Source organism: Allostigmatella hybrida (assembly GCF_020103775.1).
Taxonomy (GTDB): Bacteria; Myxococcota; Myxococcia; order Myxococcales; family Myxococcaceae; genus Hyalangium; species Hyalangium aurantiaca.
Window position 1 is genome coordinate 36,956 of record NZ_JAHXBH010000016.1, and the last position, 24,549, is coordinate 61,504.

Consider the following 24,549-nt stretch of genomic DNA (forward strand, 5'->3'; position numbering starts at 1 on the left):
GCGGGCACTGCGCCTGGAGGGCTACCCCTTCACGGCTGCGGGGAACGCGAAGGACACCTCCGCGGGCGTGCCCTCCTTCACCGTGACTTCGGCCGTCTGGGTGCCCAGCGTCTCGTGCCACGCCTCCAGGGTGTACGTGCCGGCCGGCACGCCCTCCAGCGTGAAGGCGCCATCCTCGCCGGTGACGCCGAAATGGGGGTGGGGGCTCACCGCCACGTAGGCGCGCATCCAGGGGTGCACGTCACACTTGAGCTGGAGCAGCTCGATGTCCGCGGGCATGGGCTTCGTCACCGGCGGGGCCGAGGGCGGCTGCGCCACGTTGAAGAGGGCCTTGGTGCCCAGCATGCCCCGCACGTTGTGCATCGTGCCGTCGCTGTTCTTGATCTGCATGGGCTGGCCAGCCACGGCGGCCTGCACGCGCGGCTGGTAGCTGCACTTCTGCTGGTCCACCACGATGGGCGTGTCCACCGCCCCGGCCGCTCCCGGCACCGGCCCGCGCACGCGCACCAGCACGTTGCGCACCTTGCCGTCCTTCACCAGGAGCGCCTGGTCCTTCAGGGGCATGCCCTCGCAGGCCGGGTCCGCGCTGGGGGCCAGCTCCGCCGGGGCGGGCGGCTCGCCGTTGAACGTCACCACCCCACGGATGGTGCCCCGCGAGGTCACGGGCGCAGGCGCGGGCGCCACGGGGGCCTTCGCCGCTTCGGGGGCCGAGGGGACGGAGGGAGGAGGCGCCGGCGCCTCGTTCTTGCAAGCGGGAACCAACACCAGTCCCGAGACCCCCACCACCGCGAGGCCCAGCGTGCGCAGCGTCATGTGCGAACTCCTCACCCCGGAACGGGGAGGTGCGTTACTGCCAACCCCCGATGCCGGTATCGAGCGCCATCGCGGCGAACAGACCCGAGAGGTAGAGCAGCGAGAAGAAGAACGTCTGGCGCGCCCAGGGCTTGCCCAGCTGCCGGAAGAAGCCCCACGCGCCGAGCGCCAGGAAGGCCAGGCCGAGCACCACCGCCGAGGCCAGGTACCACCCGCCGGCGATGTGCAGCTGGTAGGGCAGGAGCGTCATCGGCACCAGCGCCACCAGGTAGAGGACGATCTGCGCCCGGCTGGACTCATCCCCGCGCTCCAGCGGCACGGACTTGAGGCCCGCGGCGGCGTACTCCTCCTTGCGGAAGAGCGCGATGGCCAGGAAGTGGGGCATCTGCCAAAGAAAGAGGATGGAGAAGAGGACGAAGCCCCCGGCGTCCACCGCGCCCGTGACGGCCGTCCAGCCCATCAGCGGCGGCAGCGCGCCCGGCACCGCCCCCACCAGCATGGCCGCGGAGGTGCGGGCCTTGAGCGGGGTGTAGAGCAGCACGTAGCTCAGCAGCGCGCTCAAACCGAGCAGGGCCGTGAGCAGGTTGGCCCCCAACGCCAGGGCCGGCAGCGACACGGCGGCCATCGACAGGCCGAACCATAGCGCCACGCCGGGCTCCATGCGCCCGGAGGGCAGCGGACGGCCGCTGGTGCGCGCCATGAAGCGGTCGCTGTGGCGCTCCAGGTAGCAGTTGAGGGCGTTGGCGGCGGCCACGGTGCCCGCGGTGGCCAGCATCGTCACCAGGACGCGCGAGAAGTGCAGGTGGCCAGGGGCCAGCCACACGCCCCCCGCGGTGGTGGCAAGCACGAGGCTCGACAGCCGGGGCTTGGTGAGGGACAGCAGATCCGACGCGGTGGTCGGCTGGCTCTCGGCTCGCGCGTTCACGCGGACTCCAGGATGGGGGGCTCGATAGACCCCCTCCCATACCGCCATCAGAGGGGGCCCGCAAGCGGAGCGCATCAGCCCCGCTTGTGGGGTGCAACGAAAGTGCTACCCGCCCGAGGCGAGCTTCTGCGCATCGGTGGCGTACTCGCCCTTGGGGTCCCGCTTGAGGTACTCCTGCGCGAGCGCCCGGGTCTTGTCCCCCTGCTTGCGGTCCTTGCTGAGGGCCGAAGCATAGAAGTAGTAGGCCGGCGAGTAGTTCTCGTCCGCGTTGAGCGCCTTCTGGAAGGCATCCTCCGCCTTCGTCGCGTCGCCCTTGCTCTGGAAGACGCGGCCCAGCTCCGTGAACGCCAGCGCGGCCCGGTCACCCTGGCCGATGAACTCCTGGCTGGCCTTCTCGAGCTGCTCCTGGGCCTTGTCCCACTCGGAGCGCTCCCGGTAGATGGCGCCCATGGCCAGGCGCGCCTCGGGGTTCTTGGCCTTCGGGTCCTTCACCGCGCGCTGGTACTGGGTGAGCGCATCGTCGAGCTTGCCCTGGCGGCGGTAGGCGTTGCCGAGCATTACCACCAGCTTGGGGCTGTCGCCCATGGTCCGCAGCGCGGTGGTGAGCGCCTCGGCGGCCTCCTTCTCGCCGCCCTGCTTGCCCATGAGCGCCTTGGCCAGCTCCACGTGGAACTGGGCGCGCGAGCTGTCCATCTTGATGGCCTTGCGCATCTCCTCGGCCGCGGCGTCCGGCTGGCCCTCGGTGAGCAGGCGGCGGCCCTTGATGAGCAGCAGCTCCGGGTTGGCCTTGTCGAGCGCGAAGCCGTCCTGCTCGGCCTTGAGCATGTCCGTGCGCGCCTTGTCCTTGTCCACCGGCACGCCCGTGGCCTCGGAGAGCTTCGTCTGCACGTCGGGCTTCAGGGTGGCCATCGCGGTGGACACGCGGCTCACCAGCAGCGAGCGCGCCAGCTGCGCCGCGGCGAGCTGCCGCGGCGACGGCGGCGGATCGGCCACCAGCAGCTTCTTGAGCATCGCCGCCGCCATCTCGAAGTTGGGCTCGTCCTGCTCCAGCACGAGCAGCGCCTTGCCGAGCAGCGACTCGGGGTGGTCCTTCTCGTAGCGCAGGGCGAAGTCGTACTTCTGCCACGCCACGGCATCCTGGCCGAGCCGGCGGTACGCCGCGCCCAGGCTCGCGTAGATGCGCGGGTCATCCGGAGACAGGCCCTGGGCCTTCTCCAGGTTGTCGCGCGCGTGCTCCAGGTCGCCCGCGTTCATCTGCACCAGGCCCAGGGTGAGGTACAGCAGGGAGCTGGCCTTGCCCTCCGCGTCGAAGGTCTTCACGCGGGCCTCCAGCTCGCCCAGACCTTCCTTGCCCTTGCCCCCGTACGTCTTGATGAGGGCCTCGGCGGCATAGAGGTGCGAGCTGACCTCGGTGCCCTTCTTCGCCGCCGCCAGGTGCTCCTCGGCCCGGCGGCGCGCGTCGTCGCCACCGCCGTGCTCACCCCAGCGGATGGCGTACGCGTAGGCCAGGTAGCCATGCGCGGCGGTGCCGTCCGGGTACACCTCGAGCGCCTTGTCGGCCGCCTCGCACGCCTTCTTGTACGAATCGAAGGAGTCGTGCTTGAGCTGCTCGGTGGCCACGTCCAGGCTCTTCTTGTAGGCGATGTTGTTCGCCTTCGTCCGGCTGGAGACCACCGAGTAGCCGACGACGGACACCACGATGGCGACGAAGAGCCCCAGCGAGATGTACTTGCTGTTGCCGCTCTTCTTCGCGCGGCGGCGGGGGCTGGCGTCGTCGTCATCATCGACGTCGTCGTCCTCCTCCACCACCACCGGGCGCCGGGGCGCGGGCTCCGCCGGGCGGGCCACGTTCTCGGAGCGGGCAGGCGTGCCGTTGGGGCGGGCCGCGGGCAGCCCCGTGGCCGCGGGCTGTGCGTGGACGGGCGCGGCGGCCACCGGAGCAGCCGCCACCGGGGCAGCCGCCACGGGCGCGGCGGCCACCGGAGCAGCCGCCACGGGCACGGGCGCCACCGGCGCGGGGGCCGGGGCGGCGGGCTTGGGCAGCTCCACCTTATATTGCTGGAGGAGCGACAGCGTGTCCGAGTCGTTCGGATCCGCCTGCCACGCCTTCAGCAAGTTGGCCTTGCCGGGCTCCGGCTCGCCGGTCTTGAGTTGAAGCGACCCCGCCATGCGGAGGGCCGCCTTGTCCGAGGGCTGAACTTGAAGGGCGCTGAGGGCTTCCTCCAGCGCCTTCTTGTCCTTGCCCTGCTCGGCATAGACGCGAGCAAGCAGCAGGCGAGGGTCGGATGCATTGGGATGGGCTTTGACGCCCTTCTTGCATACGACCATCGCCTCCATGAAGCGGCCCATGCCCAGGTACGCCTCGGCGAGCGGCTTATAAGCGTCGGACGACGGATCGGCAGCGAACGCGTGCTCTAGCTTGGCAAGCTCGGCCGGGCTCAACGTCTTCGTAAGAGAGGTAGACATTCCTGGAAATGCGCCTGAGAAGGAGAGTTTTTATGACACCCGCCTCGCTGCGCGTCAAATGCAGATGCGGGGGGGGACACCTGCTGCTTGACAGCACCCCGGGGCTCCGGTATCTCGCCCCTCGTCTTCGGCAGCCCTTCCCGGGGCGCACCGAAGGGTAGCCAACAGTTCAGCCGTACTCCGGGGGTGTAGCTCAGTTGGGAGAGCGTCGCGTTCGCAATGCGAAGGTCACCGGTTCGATCCCGGTCACCTCCACTCGGTAGACGAAGGGCCTCACTGGAGACAGTGAGGCCCTTTGCATTTGGGCCACAACCGAATTGCAAAGGCCCCCCGCTTTGTTATCCGGGGCCGATGACCGAACAGCCCTCGCTCTCGCTCCTTGCCCGGCTCTGGCTGGCGTTCCTGTGCTTCTGGCGCGTCCTGGCGTCCCGGCCCTTCGCCCAGGCCGTTCTGCCCCTCAGTGAGTCCTACGACGCGGGCAAGCTCGTCTCGGGCGCCCCCCCTCCGGCCGCCCTTCCGCCCGCCCCGCCCCCGAAGGCCGCCCCGGCCCCCGTGCTTCCGCCCGAGCGCGAGCACGCCTCCGCCCTGGCACTGCTGTCCATGCTCCAGCGCGAGGGGCGCCTGGTGGACTTCCTCCAGGAGAACGTGGCCGCCTTCTCGGACGCCGAGGTAGGGGCCGCGGCCCGCATCGTCCACGAGGGTTGCCGCAAGGTGGTGAAGCAGTATCTGACCCTGGAGCCCGTGCTGCCGCAGTCCGAGGGCGCGAGCGTCACCGTGCCCCCGGGGTTCGACGCGCACCGCATCCGCCTCACCGGCAACGTCGCCGGGCAGCCCCCCCACGCCGGAGCGCTCAAGCACCACGGCTGGGTCACCACGGAGGTGAAGTTCCCCTCGGTCAGCCCCGCGTTGGATTCGCGCGTGCTGGCCCCCGCTGAAGTCGAACTCGCCTGACCCTCGCCAAGGAGCCCCATCCTTATATGGCCCGCTACGCGATTGGCATCGACCTGGGCACCACGCACTGCGCGGTGTCGTACTTCAACCTGGAAGACGGCAAGCCCCGGGGCTCCGCCCAATCCATGCTCCCCATCCCCCAGCTCACCGCGCCGGGGACGGTGGAGCCGCGCCCCCTGCTCCCCTCGTTCCTCTACCTGCCCAGCGAGCAGGAGTTCCCCGCGGGCAGCCTCGGGCTGCCGTGGAACGCGGATGCCACCACGCTGGTCGGCGAGTTCGCCCGCTCCCACGGCGCCAAGGTGCCCACCCGCCTGGTGTCCTCCGCCAAGAGCTGGCTGAGCCACCCCGGCGTGGACCGCCGCTCGCCCCTGCTCCCCTGGCAGGCCCCGCCGGAGGTGCGGCGCGTGTCCCCGCTGGAGGCCTCGGCGCGCTACCTGCGCCACCTGCGCGAGGCGTGGGATGCCACCTTCGCCCGCACCCGCGAGGAGGCCGCCAGCGCCTTCGCCGCGCAGGACGTCATCATCACCGTGCCGGCCTCCTTCGACGCGGCGGCGCGCGAGCTGACGCTCGAGGCCGCCCAGGCCGCGGGCATCCCGAACCTCACCCTCCTGGAGGAGCCCCAGGCGGCGCTCTACGCGTGGCTGGAGGGCCAAGGCGAGTCCTTCCGCAAGAAGGTGAAGCCCGGCGAGGTCATCCTCGTGGTGGACGTGGGCGGCGGCACCTCGGACTTCTCGGTCATCACCGTGCGCGAGCAGCAGGGCGAGGTGGAGCTGGTGCGCGTGGCCGTGGGCGACCACATCCTGCTGGGTGGCGACAACATGGACCTGGCGCTCGCCCACACGCTCTCCCAGAAGCTGGCCGCCGAGGGCAAGAAGCTGGACCCGTGGCAGTTCAACGCCCTCACCTATGGGTGCCGCCAGGCCAAGGAGGTGCTCTACGCGGATGCCTCGCTCAGCCGCGCCCCCATCGCCATTCCGGGCCGGGGCTCGTCGCTCATCGGCGGCACGCTGCGCACGGAGCTGGCCCGCGAGGAGCTGGACCGGCTGCTCACCGATGGCTTCTTCCCCCCCTCCCCCGTGACGGAGCTGCCCCGCACGGCGCGCCGCACGGGCCTCGCGCAGATGGCGCTGCCCTACGCCCAGGACGCGGGCGTCACCCGCCACCTGGCCGCCTTCCTCACCCGTCAGGCCCAGGCCCTGGCCCACTCCCCGGATGCCCCCGTGGACGTGGGCGGCAAGTCCTTCCTCCACCCCACCGCCGTGCTCTTCAACGGCGGCGTCTTCAAGGCGGGCCCCCTCAAGGCCCGGGTCATGGAGGTCCTCAACAGCTGGCTCACCGCGGACGGTGGTGCCCCCGCCCAAGAGCTGCAGGGCGCGGACCTGGACCTCTCGGTGGCCCGCGGCGCCGCCTATTATGGATGGGTCCGCCAGGGCCATGGCCTGCGCATCCGGGGCGGCACCGCCCGGGCCTACTACGTGGGCGTGGAGACCGCGATGCCCGCGGTGCCCGGCATGGAGCCCCCGGTGAAGGCGCTGTGCGTGGCCCCCTTCGGCATGGAGGAGGGCACGCAGGCGGATGTGCCGCCCCAGGAGTTCGGCCTCGTCACCGGCGAGCCCACGCGCTTCCGGTTCTTCGCCTCGTCCGTGCGGCGCGATGACCGCGTGGGGGCGATGCTCGACGACGTGTCCGGGCGGGAGGACCTGGAGGAGCTGGCCCCCATCGAGACGACGCTGCCCGGCCAGCCCCAGCCCTATGGGGACCTCACCCCGGTGAACCTCCAGGCGGCGGTGACCGAGGTGGGCACCCTGGAGCTGCGCTGCGTGCAGAAGGATGGGCCCGAGCGCTGGAAGCTGGAGCTCAACGTGCGCATGAAGGAGTAAGAAGCACCGCCACGGGAGGCTTATGCGCATCGTCGGCATCGATCTGGGCACCACTCACTGCGCGGTCGCATCGGTGGACCCCGCGCTCGGAACGGGCGCCCCCATCGAGGACTTTCCCCTCCCCCAGCTCGTGCGGCAGGGGGAGGTGGCCCCCCGTGCCCTGCTCCCCTCGTGCATCTATGTCCCCGCCGGGCATGAGCTCGCCGGCGAGTCCCTCCAGCTCCCCTGGGGCGACCCGGGCCCCTATGTGGTGGGCGAGTTCGCCCGGTGGCAGGGCGCTCGGGTCCCGGGGCGGCTCGTGGCCTCCGCGAAGAGCTGGCTGTGCCACCCCGGCGTGGACCGGTCCGCGCCCATCCTCCCGTGGGGCGCCCCCGCGGACGTGGCCAAGCTCTCGCCGGTGGAGGCCAGCGCCCTGCTGCTCTCCCACATGGCCCGGGCCTGGAACGCCGCGCACCCGGACGTGCCCCTGGCCCAGCAGGAGGTCGTCATCACCGTGCCCGCCTCCTTCGATGAGGCCGCGCGCGCCCTCACCGTGAGCGCGGCGCGCAAGGCGGGCCTGGAGAAGTTCACCCTCCTGGAGGAGCCCCAGGCGGCCTTCTACGACTACACCGCCCGGCACCGCTCGGACCTGGGGCGCGTGCTGGAGAACGTGCGGCTCGTGCTGGTGGTGGACGTGGGCGGCGGCACCACGGACTTCACCCTCGTCCACGCGGGCGTCTCCCCCGAGGGCCCCATGCTCCGGCGGCTCGCCGTGGGCGAGCACCTGATGCTGGGCGGCGACAACATGGACGCCGCCCTCGCCCGCCGCGTGGAGGAGAAGCTCTTCCCGGAGGGCCGCCGCCTCTCGGCCACCCAGTGGACCCAGGCCATCCAGGCCTCGCGCACCGCCAAGGAGGCCCTGCTCGGCCGGGAGCCCCCGGAGCGCTACGGCGTCTCGCTGGTGGCCGAGGGCAGCCGGCTCCTGGGCGGCGCGCTGTCCACGGACCTCTCCCGCGCGGAGGCCGAAGCGCTCGTGCTCGATGGCTTCTTCCCCCGCTCCGGCCCCGGGGACCGGCCGCGCCGCGCCGCGCGCATGGCCCTGCAGGAGCTGGGGCTGCCCTACGCCCAGGACGCGGCGGTGACGCGCCACCTCGCCGCCTTCCTGCACCAGCACGCGGCCGCCGGTTTCGCGGCCCTGGGCGAGACGCCGGCCTCGGCGGACGCCCTGCCCCGCCCCGACGTCATCCTCCTCAACGGGGGCGTCTTCAACTCCCCGCAGCTCTCCGAGCGGCTGGTGGAGGCGCTCTCGGCGTGGTGGCCCAGCGCGCCGCGCATCCCCCTGCTGCGCCACGACTCGCTGGAGAAGGCGGTGGCGCGGGGGGCGGCCTACTACGGGCTGGTGCGGCGCGGCCACGGCCTGCGCATCGGCGGCGGCGCGGCGCGCGCCTACTACGTGGGCCTGGAGCGCCCCGAGGGCAGCGGCGAGCCGCCCATGCTCTGCCTCATTCCCCGCGGCTTCGAGGAGGGCCAGGTGGTGGACCTGGGCGAGCGCCCCTTCACCCTGTCCCTCGGACGGCCGGTGCAGTTCGCGCTCTACTCCACGACGAGCGACCGCATCGACAAGCCGGGCGACATCATCCCCCTGGCGGAGGACCTCAAGCCGCTGCCGCCCATCCACACGCTGCTCAAGGGCGCCTCGGGCAAGCTGGCGGAGGTGCCCGTGCACCTGCGCGCCGCGCTCACGGAGATTGGCACGCTGGAGCTGTACTGCGTCTCCAACGTGGCGGACGAGCGCTGGCGGCTGGAGTTCGAGCTGCGCGGCTCGGGGGCCGGCAAGGACATCACCGTCACCGAGTCCATGCCCGCGCGCTTCGCCGAGGCGAAGGAGAACGTGGAGCGCGTCTACGGCAACAAGCCGCTGCCCCTGGGGCCCAAGGACGTGAAGCAGCTGTCCAAGACCCTGGAGAAGGGCCTGGGCCCCCGGGACACGTGGCGCGTGCCCGTGCTGCGCGAGCTGTGGAGCACGCTCTACGCGGGGGCCAGCAAGCGCCGCCGCTCGGCGGACCACGAGCGCGTCTTCTACAGCCTCGCCGGCTTCACGCTGCGGCCCGGCTTCGGCTACCCGCTGGACCACTGGCGCGCGGAGCAGACCTTCGGGCTCTTCGAGCAGCTCGTGCAGTTCCACACCGAGAAGGCGGTGTGGATCGAATACTGGGTCATGTGGCGGCGCATCGCGGGCGGCCTCACCGAGGCGCAACAGGCCAGGCTCTGGGCCTACCTGGAGCCGCACCTGGCCCGCCGGGTGCCTCCGGAGCCCGCCCTCCCCGGCAAGCTCAAGGGCATCCAGCCCGAGGGCCTGGAGGAGATGGTGCGCGCCGCGGCCTCGCTGGAGCACCTGGAGGCCGCGCAGAAGGCCACCCTCGGTGGCTGGGTGGCCGCACGCCTGAAGGCCGAGGCGAAGTCGGGAGGCCCCTGGGCCTGGGCCCTGGGCCGGTTGGGGGCCCGGGTGCCGCTCTATGGCAGTGGCCACAAGGTCGTCGGCGTGGACACCGCCGAGGCCTGGCTCACGCTCCTCTTGGAGATGGACCTACGCCGCATCGACGGGGCCCCGTTCGCGGCGGCCCAGCTCGCGCGGCTCACGGGGGACCGGACGCGCGACATCGATCCCGCGCTGAGGGCCCGCACTGCCCAGGCGCTCGCCGCGGCCAGCGCCGCCGCCACGTGGATCCTCATGGTGAACGAGGTGGTCGCCCTGGAGGCGGCCGACGAGGCCCGGGCCCTGGGAGACACCCTGCCCGCCGGGCTCAGCCTGACGCCATGAACCGGCCAGGGCGGATCCTTCCCCACAGGCTGAAGCAGGGCTTCAGCCTCCAGGGTTCGTACGGGGAGCGGACACCGCCTCAGGCGTGAGCAGGCTGCTCTTCGCCCATGGAGGACGGGAGCACAGGCTCACCCGGGGCGGCCTCTTCGGCCACCGGCGGCTCGATCTGCATGGACTCGGGCGCCTCGGCGAGGACGGCCGCGGGGGCCACGACCTGAAGCGCGGGAGAAGACACCGGGCCCTGGGCGGGCACCGCGGCGGCCTCGTCCTTGGGCTTCTTCGTCCCGGCCCCGGAGCGGCACGTGCGGCACCACGGCTGGTTGCGGATGGCGCCATCGGCCATCTTGCGCAGCCCGAACTGCGCCAGCGGCTTGAGCGTCCGGCACTTGATGCACATCAGCGAGATGAGCACCTCGTTGCCGTCCGCGTCGTAGACCGCAGATTTGCGCCGCTTGCGCGGCTGCCCCGGCTCGCGTGGCTGAGCTTTTTCAGGCGCGGGCGGCGCCATCATCGGGGTCACTTTGTAAAGCATGTCTTCCCTCCCAGACTTCCACACGCGTCTGTCTCACGGGTCCTTGGAGAAACCCTCCGACAGCTCGCGGCATGCCCTAGAGTAAGGAGGAATCTGAGAGTTGGAAACTGATCGGAGGCCGAAAAATCGGCCTCCGGCGTGATTCTCGTGAGATCTCGCAGGCTTGCGTGTGATCAATGAGATCACCCCGTCCCACTCGCCCTGAGCCCCGGGGATGACTTTTTCAGTGCGCTTGAACGGCCACCCCGCGCGTCATCCCCGGATCATCCTGTAGCACCAGCCTCAGCGCTCCCGGCGGCGGCGGCCCCCCCAGCCCAGCCCCACCAGCGCGAGGAGCGCCAGGCCGGGCAGCGAGGCCGAGGAGCAGCCGCACCCTTCGTCCACGGGGTTCGTCGGGCCCCCGCCGATTCCGGTCGAGCCATCGGGTTGGCCCGCATCCGGGCTGCCCGCGTCCGGGACGCCCGCATCCACCACGCCCCCGTCGGGATCCAACACCAGGCCCCGGCTCTGGAGCGGCGGGGTGAAGGCCTTGGCGAGCTCCACCCAGGAGATGAACTTGTAGTTCTGGCTGGGCGCGTTGTTGGCGTCGTGCACGGCGATCATCCCGTTGGGAAAGTTCTTGCCCACCGGCAGGGAGGTCACCTCCACGAAGCGCGGCCGGTCCACCTGGTCCACGCTGTCCTTCTGCGGAACGGTGAAGCTGCCCACCTGGGCGTGCGGCGAGCGCCGATCATAGATGGCGATCTCATCGCTCTGGTCGGTGGTGGCCAGCAGGTAGCCTTCCTGCTCATCCACCGTGTAGAGCCCCAGCCCCTGGGGGACGCTCGTGCCCAACGGCACCGCGACGGTGCCCTCGGTGGTGTCCGTGGGCTCCGCGGGGAAGCGCCAGATGCCCGTGTTGGGCACGGAGATGAACAGGGCGCGCTGATCCGGATCCACCACCACCCCGGCGATGCTGCCTCCCGCCTCGAAGCTCCGCACCGCCGTGCCGCTGATGCCCCCGTCCTCGATGGTCTTCAGCTCCAGCTGCTGCACGGTGCCGCCCGGATTGGCCGTGAAGGCATAGATCTTTCCGGTCACGCCGCTGCGGTACAGATTGACCGTGCGCGGGTCGAAGTTCTGCGCGCTCAAGAGGGTGCCGCCGACCGGGATCAAGGTCAGCTGGACCGGATCCACCGTGTAGGCATTGAGGGTCCGGCCCGTCCCATTGGCGACGACGACCAGCGGGACGGTGCGCCCGGACAGCGGGAACCCGTCGATGACATCCACCGCGTAGGCCACCCCCGTGCTGTTGATGACCTGCCGCTCCGAGCCATCCATCAGGTAGGTGGCGATGCCCAGCGCGGAGTCCGCCGTGAGAAACAGGCTGCGCTCGGGAAAGGTGGCATCGCGCAGCAGCGCGGCCTCGGACTCGCCGCCGCTCACGCCACTGACGGGCTGCGTTTCGAGGAGGGAGGGAACGGACACCGGCTGGGCCGCGGCCGGCAGTCCGCCCAGGGCCGCGAACAGCGTGAGGAGTCTTGGAATACGCATGGGTGCCTCCAAAGAAATACGGTCTCGATCGGCGCGCAGTACCCCCCAGCGGGCCTACCCGTGCAAGCAGTCTTGCTCGCGAGGGTTGGCGATAGGCAAAGCGTCGGGTACAACGGCGCGGTTTTTGTACAGGGACTCCAGGAATGACCAAAAAACGCGCACTCATCACCGGCATCACGGGGCAGGACGGCAGCTATCTGGCGGACCTGCTGTTGACCAAGGGTTACGAGGTCCACGGAATGGTGCGGCGCTCGTCCGAGGAGAAGTTCGAGCGGATCGCCCACCTCCAGGGGAAAATCGCCCTGCACCAGGGAGACCTGCTGGATCAATTCTCGCTGGCGGCGCTGCTCTCCTTGGTACAGCCGGACGAGGTGTACAACCTGGCGGCCCAGTCCTTCGTGCCCACGAGCTGGAGCCAGCCGGTGCTCACCGGTGAGTTCACGGCGCTGGGCGCCACGAAGATGCTGGAGGCCATCCGGCACACGCGGCCCCAGGTGCGCTTCTACCAGGCCTCCTCCAGCGAGATGTTCGGCAAGGTGCTCGCGGTGCCCCAGAACGAGGACACGCCCTTCTACCCGCGCAGCCCCTATGGCGTGGCCAAGGCGTACGGCCACTTCATCACGGTGAACTACCGCGAGTCCTTCAACCTGTTCGCCGTGAGCGGCATCCTCTTCAACCACGAGTCGCCGCGGCGCGGGCTGGAGTTCGTCACCCGGAAGGTGACGCACTCGGCGGCGCGCATCAAGCTGGGGCTCCAGGAGCAGCTGGCGCTGGGCAACCTCGACGCCAAGCGCGACTGGGGCTTCGCCGGCGACTACGTGGATGCCATGTGGCGCATGCTCCAGCAGGACACGCCGGAGGACTTCGTCATCGCCACCAACGAGACGCACACCGTGAAGGAGCTGGTGGAGATCGCCTTCGCGCGCGTGGGGCTCGACTGGCAGAAGCACGTCGTCATCAACCCCGCGTTCGTGCGGCCCGCCGAGGTGGACCTGCTCATCGGCGACTACAGCAAGGCCCAGCGAAAGCTGGGCTGGGAGCCCAAGGTGCGCTTCCAGCAGCTCGTGGAGATGATGGTGGACGCGGACCTCGAGCGCCTCAAGGCGGGTGGACGCTAGGATGCGGGTGCTGGTGACGGGAGCCGATGGCTTCGCCGGGCGCCACCTGTGTGCCCTGCTGCGCGCCTCGGGCGACGAGGTGGTGGAGGCGCACGGGCCCCGCGCGGAGGGCATGAACAGCAACGCCCTGAACTTCGACATCGCGGACGAGGCGGCGGTGCGCACCGCCGTGGAGAAGGCCCGCCCCGAGGGCGTCATCCACCTGGCCGGCTTCGCCTCCGTGGCGCGCAGCCATGGCAACCCGGCCCGCGTCTTCGCGGTCAACACCCAGGGCACCGTCCACCTGTTGACCACCCTGCGGGATACCTCGCCCAAGACGCGCGTGCTGCTCGTCAGCTCCGGCGAGGTGTACGGGCCCGTCACCGAGGGCACGCAGGCGGCGGAGACGTTGCCGCTCGTGCCCTTGAGCCCCTATGCGGCCTCCAAGATCGCCGGGGAGCTGGCGGGCGAGCAGTTCTTCCGCAGCTACGGGCTGCCCGTGATGGTGGCGCGCCCCTTCAACCACCTGGGCGAGGGGCAGGACCCCACCTTCGTGGTGCCCTCGTTCGCCACCCAGCTCCACGCCATCGCCCAGGGCAAGGCGAGCCCGGTGCTGCGCACGGGCAACCTGGATGCCATCCGCGACTTCTCCCACGTGAAGGACGTGGTGGCCGCCTACCGGCTGCTGCTGACCTCCGGCATCCCGGGGCAGACCTACAACGTCTGCAGCGGCACGCCCCGCTCCATCCGCGCCGTCGTGGAGGAGATGCTGGCCGTGTCGGGCGTGCAGGCCCGCATCGAGTTGGATCCCGCGCGGCTGCGGCCCTCGGAGATTCCCAGCCTGGTGGGAGACCCCTCCAAGCTGCGCGCCCTGGGCTGGACGCCGAAGGCCACCGTCACCCAGGCGCTGCAAGAGGTGCTCGGGCCCACGCTCCGCGCTATGCCCGGAGCGCCGCCTCGTACACCCTGAGCGTCCGCTCCGCGGCGCGCTTCCAGGTGAACTCCGCGGCCCGGCGCTGGCCCTTCTGGGCCCAGTGCCGCCGCTCCCCGGGGGAGTCCAGCAGCCGCTCCAGGAGCGCCGCCAGCCCCGCGGCATCCTCCGGCCCCACCGAGGGCGCCGCGTCCGCGCACACCTCGGGCAGCGAGCCTGCGGTGGAGACGATGGCCGGGGTGCCCAGGTGCATGGCCTCCAGCGGCGGCAACCCGAAGCCCTCCCCCCGCGAGGGGAAGACGAAGACGGCGGCCCGGCGCATCAGCTCGTAGAAGACCGGCGCGGACTGGTAGCCCAGCGGGCGGATGTCGAAGCCCTCGGCCCGCATGCGCCCCACGCGCTGCTCCACGGGCCCCGAGCCAAACCAGCTCTGTCCCGCGAGCACCAGGGTCACCTGCCGTCCCCAGGCCCGGAGCCGCTCCAGCGCGTCGAGCACCAGCTTCACGTTCTTGCGCACGTCCAGCGAGCCCGCGTACAGCACGAAGTCCCGGGGCAGCGCCAGGGAGCGCAGGAACGCCTTGCCCGTCTCGTCCAGGGGCTCGGCCACCACGTGGTCCACCCCGTTGTGGACCACCTCCGTGCGGCCCACCGTCTCCGGGAAGCGGGCCTCCAGCGCCTGCTGGGTATGCGCGCTCACGCACACCACCCGGTCCGCGAGCATCAGGCTGCGCGAGAGCCACAGGCGGAACTGCCACCGGAAGGCCGTGGACACCGTCTCGGGCATCGTCAGCGGCAGCAGATCATGCACCGTGAGGACGTAGGCCTTGCCGGGCAGGCGCGTGAGCGGGAGGTTGAAGTTGCCCAGCGCGTGGTAGAGCCGCGCCGCCGAGCCGCTCAGGTCCCCAGGCAACCGCGCCAGCACGTAGCCCGAGCGCCCCAGCGTGCCCCGGGGAAACTCTCCCGAGCTCCGCGCCCCGAAGCGCTCCAGCGAGGCGCCTTCCGCCTCCAGGGCCGAGGCCAGACAGCGGGTATAGAGGCCGATCCCGGTGGTCGGCTCATCCCAGAGGCTCGCGTCGAAAGCAATGGGGCCGGTGGACACGGGGCGCCTCATACCATGGGCGTGTGATAGGCAAGACAGCCCATGGCGGTCCATCAGTTGATTCCCAGCTTCGTCGCGGGTGACGCCACCGGCCAGGCCGCACTGCACCTGCAATGGCTGCTGCGCCGCATGGGCCACTTCGGGGACATCCACGCCGCCGAGGTGGGCCCCGGGCTGGAGTCCCTGGCCCAGCCCCTGAAGGCGCTGAGCCCTGGCCCGAAGGACCTGGTCCTCTACCACCACGGCATCGCCTCGCCGCTGAGCGGCCGGCTGATGCACCTGCCCTGCCGCCGGGGCCTCGTCTTCCACAACATCAGCCCCGCGCGGTTCTACGCGGGCACCCCGCTGGCCGAGGCTCTCACCGCCGGCCGGGCCCAGCTCGCCGCCATGGGGCCCTTCGTGGACCTGGCGCTCGGCGTCTCGGACTTCAACACGGCGGAGCTGCGCGCCGCGGGCTACCGGAACCTCCACACCGTTCCCCTCTTCATCGAGCCCGGGCGCTTTGCGGCCTCCTGCGCGGACCCCGCCCGGCGCAGGGCCCTGGAGGGCCTCTCCCCCACCGTGCTGAGCGTGAGCCGGGTGGCCCCGCACAAGCGCTTCGAGGACCTGATCGCCCTGCACGCGGAGCTGCTGCGGCTGCGGCCCCAGGCCCGCCTGCTGCTCGTGGGGGGCTATGAGCCGGGCAGCCGCTACTTCAAGTCGCTTCAGCGCGCCGCGAAGGGGCTCTCCGGGGTGCACTTCCTGGGGCGGCTGAACCACGCGGAGCTGGTGGCGGCCTACCGCTCCGCGCAGGTCTTTGTCTCCATGAGCGAGCACGAGGGCTTCGGCGTTCCGCTCATCGAGGCCATGGCGGCCGAGGTGCCCGTGCTGGCGTTCGGGGCCGCCGCCGTGCCGGAGACGCTGGGCGGCGCGGGGATCGTCTTCGACCAGAAGCGCTTTGCCTTCCTCGCCGAGCTGGTGGTGGAGCTGAGCGAGGACGAAGCCTTGCGGAAGCGGATCCTTCAGGGCCAGGCCCAGCGCCTCGGGTTCTTCTCGGCGGAGCGCAGCCAGCAGGCCCTGGAGAAGGCCCTCGCCACGGTGGCCCCCGCCCCTGCCGCCCCCCGCCGCCGGACGGCGAAGCCCAAGCGCCCCCGCGTGGCCATCGTCGTCCAGCGCTTCGGGGAGGTGACGGGCGGCGCCGAGCGCCACGCCCAGCAGGTGGCCGAGCACCTCGCCCCGCACTGGAACCTCACCCTGCTCACCACGTGCGCGAAGAACCACCTCACGTGGGAGAACGTCTTCCCCGCAGGCGAGGACCGGGTGGATGGGCTGCCCGTGCTGCGCTTTCCGGTGACGCGCACGCGCAACATCCGCCCCTTCAACGGCCTGTCGCGCCAGGTGTTCGACCGCCCCAACGAGCGGCTGCGCGAGGAGCACTGGGTGGCCGAGCAGGGCCCGCTCTGCCCCGGGCTGCTCTCGCACCTGGCCGCCACGGCGGACACGTACGACGGGTACCTCTTCTTCACGTACCTGTACGCGCCCACCGTCTGGGGCCTGCCGCTGGTGGCTCACCGCTCGATGCTGGTGCCCACCGCGCACGACGAGCCCCCCTTGCGCTTCGGCGTCTACGCGGACGTGTTCGAGCGGCCCCGGGTGCTCATGTGCAACACCCCGGAGGAGGTGGCCCTCATCGGCCGCTTCTACCCGGATCATGCCCGGACCCGGGTGGTGGGGGTGGGCGTGGACCGCCCCTCCGCACAAGGGGAGCGCTTCCGCCAGAAGCACGGCCTGAAGCGGGACTACCTGCTCTACGTGGGGCGGCTGGAGCCGGGCAAGGGCATCCCCGAGCTGCTCTCCCACCACCGGGCGCTCCAGGAGCGCTACGCGGACGCGCCCGACCTGGTGCTCGCGGGCGATGCGAACATGCCGCTGGGCGGCCCGAGCGTGCACTACGTGGGCCGGGTGAGCGAGCAGGACAAGCACGATGCCCTGGCCGGCGCGCTCGCGGTGGTGGTGCCCTCGCGCTTCGAGAGCCTCTCGCTGCTGACGCTGGAGGCCTTCGCCCAGGGCACGCCCGTGCTCGTCAACGGGCACTCGGAAGTCCTCGCCGGCCAGGTGGCCCGGAGCCAGGCGGGGCGGACCTATACGGACCTGGAGTCCTTCATCACCGGACTGCGGGAAGTGGGCGAGCAGCGCCAGGCCCTGGGCAGCCAGGGGCTCACCTACGCGAAGCGCCACGGGTGGCCTCAAGTGGTGGAGGCCTACCGGGAAGAGATGGACCTCATCCTCCAGGAGAAGCGCCGATGAAGCTGTTGGGACGGGACATTCCCGCGCGCGAGCTGATCAGCCGTATCGAGGAGCGCCTGCGCCTCCGGGGCCTCCCCACGTCGGACCCCGCGGACGTGCCCGAGGAGGGCGTGGCGCCCCGGGTGGATCCGCTGTCCTTCAACCTCCAGGCCCTGGAGCAGCACGCGGACCCCACCCCGCCGCTGCCCCTGCACACGCACCGGGGCGGCGCGGGCCAGCTCGTCCTGGTGGCGAAGTGGGCCTTCCGCAAGACGTGCCAGGTGCTCATCAACGAGACGCTCGGCCGCCAGCGCGTCTTCAACGGCCACGTGCGCGACTCCTACGCGCAGCTGTCCGCCGAGGTGATCCGGCTGCGGCGCGAGGTGGAGGCGCTGAAGGCCGCCCAGCCCCCCGCCGCCCCCTCCAGGCCGAGCCGCCCCAAGGCCCCGCCTCAGGGGAAGCGATAGACGGTGTAGAGCCCGTCCCGGTGGACGCGCTCACCGCCCAGCACCTCGGTCACGAACTTGTCCCGGGGGGGATAGAAGTAGTGGGAGACGTACCAGCGGAAGTGGTGCTCCTTCAGGTAGGCCTTCATCTGCTGCGCCTCCTCGGGGGAGACGGGGCCCGCGAGGCCATTGAACCCCTCCAGGGCCCGGAACAGCCGCAGCTCCAGCATCTCCGCCTCGCGGACCGGCGTTCTCGAGAGCCGCGCGAAGGAGACGGGCTTGCCGTGCAGGGTCTGCTCCCACTGCCCCAGGACGTTGTCCGTGAAGACCGCCGCCGGGGCGGGTGCGTTGCGAATCTCCTCGAACACGGGGGGCGGCTTCGGCAAGGCCACCATGTTCATGGGCTTGTTGCGGTACTCGAGGTTGGGCACCAGCGCGGTGAGCAGCGCCACCCCCACCCCCAGCCGCACGTCCTTGCGCGCGGCGAGCGCCCCCAGGTGCGCCGCGGCGAACGCCACCAGCACCGCCAGCGCCAGCGTGGTGAGCAGCTCGAAGCGGACGGGCATTCCTCCCTGCTTGAAGAGCGGCACCACGTGCTTGAAGACCACGTAGGGCATCGGCACCTGGACCCTCAGCTCGCGGCCGAATGAGGTGAAGGGCTCGTAGAAGGCCATGACGGTCAGGTAGGCGAGCAGCACCAGGACATCCCGCCGCCAGACCCGCTGGCGCCAGCCCGGCACCAGCGCCACGAGCCACAGCAGGAGGACGAGCAGCAAGGACACGGGGTGCTGGGTGACGCCGCCGAGGGCCAGCACCGTCCCCATGGACAGCACGGCGAACCCCACGCCGATGCCCACCCAGCGCCGCCCGTCCGGCACGCCCCGCCAGAGCGCGAACGCGGCGAGCCCCAGGGTCAGGATGCCCAGGAACGTGCCGGCCTCCTCGGCGTTGCTCGCCATCTTGTCGCGCACCAGTCCGCCGATGAGCGACCGGGCCCAGACCGGCGCCTTGTCGAACCACGCCGAGGACGGATCCGGCAGGAACAGGGCATACACATCGGTGTAGTAGTCCGAGTCCCCATGGTGGCCGCCAATGGGTGCCGGATGGAGGTGCGCGAGCAGCGGCAGGAGGGGCGGCGTACAGGCAATCCCCGCGGCCAGGGCGGCCCACCCCGCCCGGCGCAACAGAGGGTCCTTCAGCGCGTCCAGGGACAGCACGGGGCCGTGGCGCCAGCGCTCCGCGACGACCCACACGAAGGACAGCAGCGCGATGTAGAGCAGGTAGTAGTAGTCACACAGCAGCACGTAGAGCGCGCCGAGCGCCACGCCCCAAAGCCACCGGCGCTTGCCCCCGTCCAGCCACCGGAAGAAGCACAGCAGGTAGAACGGAATCCCCTCCAGCGCCGACAGGTTCAGGTGCGCGTTGGCGTGGCTCAGGTGGTACCGCGAGAAGTCGAAGGCACACGCCCCGGCGATCGCCGCCGCCGCCGCCAGCCCCGGGCTGAACCCCGCCCGCAGCAGCAAGTCCCTCAGCAGCAGCCAGGCCGTGTAGCCCGTCAGCACGAAGGTGCCAAAGATGACGAGGTTGTAGGCCACCTCCAGCCGCAGGAAGGGCAGGAGCACCACGCCCCAGCCCGTCTTCGCGGGCGACAGGGTGTGCCAGTACAGCTCGGCGCCCAGGGGCCAGTGCAGCAGCGGGGAGAAGAATGGATTCTGGGGGGCCTCCCACAGCGCCCGCCGCATCCACCAGAGGTGCCACATGTTCATGTAGCCGTCCTCGCGGCCCCCCAGGACAAAGCCCTGGAGGCGGCCCAGCAGGGGCCACGTGTGGAAGGCGGACAGCAGCGTGAAGCACAGCAGGATCAGCGGGTGGAGCACCCACCGCGAGAGTGGAGACATACGGGGAAGGCCACCGGTTCAAGGCCGCTCGGCGGCCATCAACATGTTGTCGCCCAGGTTGAAGGGCACCGACCAGCGCGAGGGCACCAGCCGCCGCAGCCCGCCCATCACGGGCGCCAGGGGCTGGAAGCTCGCCCCCAGCTTTCGCAGGAGGTAATCGGCGGAGATGATGTGGGTGTAGGTCCGCGCCTCCACGACTTGGAACCCCACCTCCTCCAGCAGCATCGCGAGCGTGGAGCGGCCGAAGTAGAACAGGTGCATGTCCATCAGCCAGGGCCACTGGCCGCCCAGCACGCGGGCCACGAGGCTGCTCACATCGATGGTGGACAGGTAGAGGCGGCCCCCGGGGCGCACGAGCTGGAACGCCGCGGCGAGCTCCTCGCGCGGGTCGGCGAAGTGCTCCACCACGTCCCAGAGCGTCACCACGTCGTAGGTGCGGCCCTCCGTGGCCAGCTCCCTCAGGGGCCGGCCATGCACGGTGAAGCCCAGCGACCGGGCATGCCCTGCGGCCCAGCGCGACAACTCCAACCCCTCGGGTCGGAAGCCCCCCTCGCGGGCCACATCCAGGAAGTAGCCACAGTAGGCCCCCACATCGAGCAGGGTCCGGCCCTGCGCGGGCCCCAACGCCTGGAGGACGCGCCGGAAGGTCCGGTAGCGGTTGTCCTTCTCCGCCACGTACAGCGGATCCTCCACGTCCTGATAGGCCCGCAGCAGCTCCGCGGCGGACGGCAGGGGCCACTGGAAGAGCATCTGGCACTCCTCGCACTCCCAGATGGGCGGGTGGGTGCGGTGGCCAAAGGAGGTGCACCGGTAGGCCGCGGCATCCCCCGCGCCCCTCGGCCCCCGGGCGGGGTAGCGCAACCGCAGCCGCCGTCCCTTGCACAGGTAGCAGGCGCCGGGGACCGGGGACAGATAGGGCTCGGACGGCGCTCGGGCGGTTACATCTAGGGGCATGGGGGGTTGCACCGTAGTCCCAACGGAGAAGAGACCTCAATCCCCGAGAATAAACCCTATTGACGCAGCGGCCTTCCTGAGCATCGGCCCTGCCCGTGCGCCAGACGATGGACCGCGAGCCTGAAAACAGTGTAGCGAAGAGCCTGTTCTCCCCGGTTCCCCGTCTATCCAAAGTCACATGCCTTCCTTGAACGCCTCCACTGCTTCCTCCAGCCCCACGCTGACGTTGGGCCTGCCCGGGTTCACCTTCGAAGACCTCTACCGTCCCCAGGGGCTGCGCCGGCTCGCGGACCGCTTCGACGCGTGGATGTCCGAGCACGAGCCCGAGCTGCTCCAGGCCTTCGACGCCTACCGGAAGTCGGGGGGAACGAGCGTCTCGGGCCCCGCGGAGTCCGAACTGCTCATCCGCGTCTCGCGGCACGTGGGCGCCTTCCTGGCCCGCCTGTTCAGCATCGGCGAGGAGACCGAGAGCCTGGCGCGCCGGCTGACCGGGGAGCTGCCGCTGTTCGACTTCAAGCGCGACTTCATCACCCGCCGCGTCTTCAAGAAGGGCGCTCCGGACCGCCCGTCGCTCGCCGAGTACCCCTCGCTGGATGCCCGGATGCGCCTGCTCCTGCAGCTGGGCTTCCCGGAGGCCCTGGCCCTGGACCCGGAGCGGAGCCTGGCCGAGTCCGTGCTCACGCTGATGGACCTGGAGCGCGTCTTCTCGGGCGCCCTGCCCCCGGCGAACAAGGCCCGGGAGCCGGAGCTGCGCGCGCGGTGGACGGCGCTGCGCACCGCGCTCGCGTCCACGCCCGAGGGCAAGGAGGCCTTCGGCGCCAGCCTCGTCACGCAAGGGGAGGACGCGGCGGAACTCCAGGCCGTGCGCGCCCTGCTCTCCCTGGCCGACCGCTGGACGTACGCCCGCGCGTTGCACCCGGAGCTCAAGGAGCTGTTCCACACCTGGCCCACGCACCGCATCCCCAAGCCCCTGGTCTTCGACCAGCTCGTCACGCTGCACCGGCCGGACCCGCAGCTGCCCGAGATTTCCGAGAGCCCCGGCCACCACCTGCGCCACCGGGATGGGTTCAAGCTCACCGACCGCCGCGGCACCCCGCGCGACGTGATGAACGAGGTGGACTACTGCGTCATCTGCCACGAGCGCGAGAAGGACTCCTGCTCCAAGGGCTTCAAGGCGAAGGACCCGGTGGCCGAGGGGCACACCTACAAGAAGAACCCGCTGGGAATCCCGCTGACGGGCTGCCCCCTGGATGAGCGCATCTCGGAGGTCCACGCGCTCAAGCGCGAGGGGCTCTCGGTGGGCGCGCTGGCCATGGTGATGCTGGACAACCCCATGTGCCCGGGCACCGGCCACCGCATCTGCAACGACTGCATGAAGGCCTGCATCTTCCAAAAGCAGGAGCCGGTGAACATCCCCCTGGCGGAGACCTCCACGCTCACGGACGTGCTGGATCTGCCCTGGGGCTTTGAAATCTACGGGCTCCTGTCCCGGTGGAACCCGCTCAACGTGCGCCGCCCGTACGCGCTGCCGTACATCGGCCGCAACGCGCTGGTGGTGGGCCTGGGCCCGGCGGGCTACACGCTCGCGCACTACCTGCTCAACGAGGGCTTCGGCGTCACCGGCGTGGACGGGCTGAAGATTGAGCCCTCCCCCGACGAGCTGGTGGGCCGCAACGGCCAGGCGCTCCAGCCCATCCGGGACTGGCGGGCGCTCACCCGCGAGCTGGACGAGCGGGTGCTGGAGGGCTTCGGCGGCGTGTCCGAGTACGGCATCACCGTGCGCTGGGACAAGAACTTCCTCACCCTCATCCACCTGACGCTGGCGCGCCGGGCGAACCTGCACATCTACGGCGGCGTGCGCTTCGGTGGCACCCTCACCATCGACGATGCGTGGGCGCTGGGGTTCGACCACATCGCCATCGCGGCGGGCGCGGGCCGGCCCACCATCATCGGGATGAAGAACAACCTCATCCGGGGCATCCGCAAGGCGAGCGACTTCCTGATGGCGCTGCAGCTCACGGGCGCCTTCAAGCGGGACTCCCTGGCGAACCTCCAGGTGCAGCTGCCCGCCATCGTCATCGGCGGCGGCCTGACGGGCATCGACACGGCCACGGAGCTGATGGCGTACTACCCGGTACAGGTGCAGCGCATGCTGGAGCGCCACGAGCAGCTCACCGCGGAGCTGAGCGAGGAGACCGTCCTGGCGCGGCTGGACGCCGAGGAGCGCGCCACCTACCAGATGTTCCTGGAGCACGGCCGCGCGGTGCGCGCCGAGCGCGAGAAGGCGCTCGCGGAGGGCCGCAGCCCGGACTTCATCCACCTGGTGCGCAGCTGGGGCGGCGTGAGCCTCGTCTACCGCCGCAGCCTCACCGAGTCCCCCGCCTACCGCCTCAACCACGAGGAGGTGGTGAAGGCGCTGGAGGAGGGCATCCGCTTCATCGAGCGAATGAGCCCCACGGAGGCGCTGCAGGACGCGAGCGGCGCGGTGCGGGCCATCCGCTTCGAGCGCATGGTGACCCAGGACGGCAAGCTCAAGGGCAGCGGCGAGTTCTTCGAGATGCCCGCGAAGACGGTATGCGTGGCCGCGGGCACCTCGCCCAACGTCACCTACGAGAAGGAGTACCCGGGCACCTTCCAGCTCGACGAGAACAAGGAGTACTTCCAGGGCTTCGAGCTGGACGAGGCCGGTGAGGCCTTCGCGCTCAGGCCCGTGGAGGCGGTCGAGGACCTGGATGCGAAGGTGGGCTTCTTCACCTCGTACCAGAAGGACGGACGCTTCATCTCCTTCTACGGGGACAACCACCCCACCTACGCGGGCAACGTGGTGAAGGCCATGGCGAGCGCCAAGGATGGCTACCCGCAGGTGGCCCGCCTGTTCGCCCGGGAAGTCGCGGCGATGGACTTCTCGGACGGGGCGGCCCAGGCCGCGCGCGAGGCGCGGCTCGCCGCCCACTTCGCGAAGCTGGACGAGGCGCTGAACGCCACCATCGTGGCCGTCAACCGCCTGACGCCCACCATCGTGGAGGTGGTGGTGAAGGCGCCGTTCGCCGCCAGCCACTTCGAGCCGGGCCAGTTCTACCGGCTGCAGAACTTCGAGCGGCTGGCGCCCGTCGTGGACGGCACGCGGCTGACGATGGAGGGCCTGGCGCTCACCGGAGCGTGGGTGGACAAGGAGAAGGGGCTGATGGGCACCATCGTGCTGGAGATGGGCTCCTCCTCGCGCCTGTGCGCCGCGCTGCGGCCCGGTGAGGCCGTGGTGCTCATGGGCCCCACCGGCACGCCCACGGAGATCGCCCACAACGAGACGGTGGTGCTGGTGGGCGGTGGCCTGGGCAACGCGGTGCTCTTCTCCATCGCCCGCTCGCTCAAGGCCGCGGGCTGCCGCGTCGTCTACTTCGCCGGCTACCGGCAGAAGGTGGACAGCTTCAAGCAGGCCGAGATCGAAGCCGGCACGGACCAGATCATCTGGTCGGTGGACAGCGGGGAAACCATCCAGCCCCGGCGGCCCCAGGACGCCGCCTTCCGGGGCAACGTCGTCCAGGCCATGCTCGCCTACGCGCAGGGCCAGCTCGGCCCCCAGCCCGTCATCTCCCTGAGCGAGGTGGACCGCATCATCGCCATCGGCTCGGACCGGATGATGCGCGCGGTGCAGGAGGCCCGCCACGGCGTGCTGCAGCCCTTCCTCAAGCCGGGCCACGAGGCCATCGGCTCCATCAACTCGCCGATGCAGTGCATGATGAAGGAGATCTGCGCCCAGTGCCTCCAGAAGCACGTGGACCCGCGCACCGGCAAGGAGACGTGGGTGTTCTCCTGCTACAACCAGGACCAGAACCTGGACCAGGTGGACTTCGTCAACCTGAACCAGCGGCTGCGCGGCAACACCGTCATGGAGAAGGTGTCGGACGTCTTCCTGGCGCGCCTGCTCCAGAAGGCCCCGCAGCTCAAGCGCGTCTGAGGCA

General features: G+C 70.9%; 16 protein-coding genes and 1 tRNA gene. 9 read left to right on the plus strand and 8 right to left on the minus strand.

Going from position 1 to position 24,549, the window contains the following annotated elements:
- Positions 1 to 21 precede the first annotated feature (21 nt).
- From KY661_RS22740 to KY661_RS22750, 3 genes are all read right to left on the minus strand, one after another.
- Positions 22 to 813, minus strand: a complete 792-nt coding sequence (locus KY661_RS22740; protein WP_225412215.1) for a carboxypeptidase regulatory-like domain-containing protein — start codon at positions 811 to 813, stop codon at positions 22 to 24.
- A 34-nt stretch (positions 814 to 847) separates the two neighbouring features.
- Complete coding sequence (gene cyoE, locus KY661_RS22745) at positions 848 to 1,738, minus strand: heme o synthase (RefSeq protein WP_225412216.1); 891 nt, start codon at positions 1,736 to 1,738, stop codon at positions 848 to 850.
- Between the two features lie 105 nt (positions 1,739 to 1,843).
- Entirely contained in the window at positions 1,844 to 4,204 is a 2,361-nt protein-coding gene (locus tag KY661_RS22750; protein WP_225412217.1) for a tetratricopeptide repeat protein, read from the minus strand.
- 182 nt (positions 4,205 to 4,386) lie between these two features.
- On the opposite strand from KY661_RS22750, the gene KY661_RS22755 reads away from it, so the two are divergent.
- The 4 genes from KY661_RS22755 (at position 4,387) to KY661_RS22770 (ending at position 9,835) form a co-directional block, all read left to right on the plus strand.
- Positions 4,387 to 4,459: transfer RNA gene (locus KY661_RS22755), tRNA-Ala, on the plus strand.
- A 96-nt stretch (positions 4,460 to 4,555) separates the two neighbouring features.
- A complete protein-coding gene (locus tag KY661_RS22760) occupies positions 4,556 to 5,155 on the plus strand; it encodes a DUF2760 domain-containing protein (protein ID WP_225412218.1) in 600 nt (199 codons plus the stop codon).
- Between the two features lie 26 nt (positions 5,156 to 5,181).
- On the plus strand, positions 5,182 to 7,035 hold the full coding sequence (locus KY661_RS22765; protein WP_225412219.1) for an Hsp70 family protein: 1,854 nt from the start codon (positions 5,182 to 5,184) through the stop codon (positions 7,033 to 7,035).
- Between the two features lie 22 nt (positions 7,036 to 7,057).
- The gene (locus tag KY661_RS22770) at positions 7,058 to 9,835 is read left to right on the plus strand and encodes an Hsp70 family protein (RefSeq protein WP_225412220.1); all 2,778 of its coding nucleotides are present in this window, start codon (positions 7,058 to 7,060) and stop codon (positions 9,833 to 9,835) included.
- A gap of 79 nt (positions 9,836 to 9,914) precedes the next feature.
- Here KY661_RS22770 and KY661_RS22775 read toward each other — a convergent pair whose 3' ends face one another.
- Together KY661_RS22775 and KY661_RS22780 are read right to left on the minus strand one after the other, a co-directional pair.
- Positions 9,915 to 10,367: a hypothetical protein gene (locus KY661_RS22775; RefSeq protein WP_225412221.1), complete on the minus strand. Its 453-nt coding sequence runs from the start codon at positions 10,365 to 10,367 to the stop codon at positions 9,915 to 9,917.
- A 282-nt stretch (positions 10,368 to 10,649) separates the two neighbouring features.
- Entirely contained in the window at positions 10,650 to 11,900 is a 1,251-nt protein-coding gene (locus KY661_RS22780; RefSeq protein WP_225412222.1) for a myxosortase-dependent phytase-like phosphatase, read from the minus strand.
- 143 nt (positions 11,901 to 12,043) lie between these two features.
- On the opposite strand from KY661_RS22780, the gene gmd reads away from it, so the two are divergent.
- A complete protein-coding gene (gmd, locus tag KY661_RS22785) occupies positions 12,044 to 13,018 on the plus strand; it encodes a GDP-mannose 4,6-dehydratase (RefSeq protein ID WP_225412223.1) in 975 nt (324 codons plus the stop codon).
- 1 nt (position 13,019) lies between these two features.
- Positions 13,020 to 13,967 carry a GDP-mannose 4,6-dehydratase gene (locus KY661_RS22790; RefSeq protein WP_225412224.1) on the plus strand — a complete coding sequence of 316 codons (948 nt, stop codon included), beginning with the start codon at positions 13,020 to 13,022 and terminating at the stop codon, positions 13,965 to 13,967.
- Here the strand turns inward: KY661_RS22790 and KY661_RS22795 are convergent.
- Positions 13,936 to 15,027: a glycosyltransferase family 4 protein gene (locus tag KY661_RS22795; RefSeq protein ID WP_225412225.1), complete on the minus strand. Its 1,092-nt coding sequence runs from the start codon at positions 15,025 to 15,027 to the stop codon at positions 13,936 to 13,938. The genes KY661_RS22790 and KY661_RS22795 overlap by 32 nt on opposite strands.
- A gap of 42 nt (positions 15,028 to 15,069) precedes the next feature.
- Here KY661_RS22795 and KY661_RS22800 point away from each other — a divergent pair, with 42 nt between their 5' ends.
- On the plus strand, positions 15,070 to 17,313 hold the full coding sequence (locus KY661_RS22800) for a glycosyltransferase family 4 protein (protein WP_225412226.1): 2,244 nt from the start codon (positions 15,070 to 15,072) through the stop codon (positions 17,311 to 17,313).
- The gene (locus tag KY661_RS22805; RefSeq protein ID WP_225412227.1) at positions 17,310 to 17,759 is read left to right on the plus strand and encodes a hypothetical protein; all 450 of its coding nucleotides are present in this window, start codon (positions 17,310 to 17,312) and stop codon (positions 17,757 to 17,759) included. The genes KY661_RS22800 and KY661_RS22805 overlap by 4 nt, the downstream gene beginning before the upstream one ends.
- Here the strand turns inward: KY661_RS22805 and KY661_RS22810 are convergent.
- A complete protein-coding gene (locus KY661_RS22810) occupies positions 17,744 to 19,636 on the minus strand; it encodes a hypothetical protein (protein ID WP_225412228.1) in 1,893 nt (630 codons plus the stop codon). The two genes, KY661_RS22805 and KY661_RS22810, sit on opposite strands and share 16 nt — an antisense overlap.
- 18 nt (positions 19,637 to 19,654) lie before the next feature.
- A complete protein-coding gene (locus KY661_RS22815; protein ID WP_225412229.1) occupies positions 19,655 to 20,590 on the minus strand; it encodes a class I SAM-dependent methyltransferase in 936 nt (311 codons plus the stop codon).
- Between the two features lie 178 nt (positions 20,591 to 20,768).
- Between KY661_RS22815 and KY661_RS22820 the strand changes: the two genes are divergently transcribed.
- On the plus strand, positions 20,769 to 24,545 hold the full coding sequence (locus KY661_RS22820; protein WP_225412230.1) for an FAD-dependent oxidoreductase: 3,777 nt from the start codon (positions 20,769 to 20,771) through the stop codon (positions 24,543 to 24,545).
- Positions 24,546 to 24,549 lie beyond the last annotated feature (4 nt).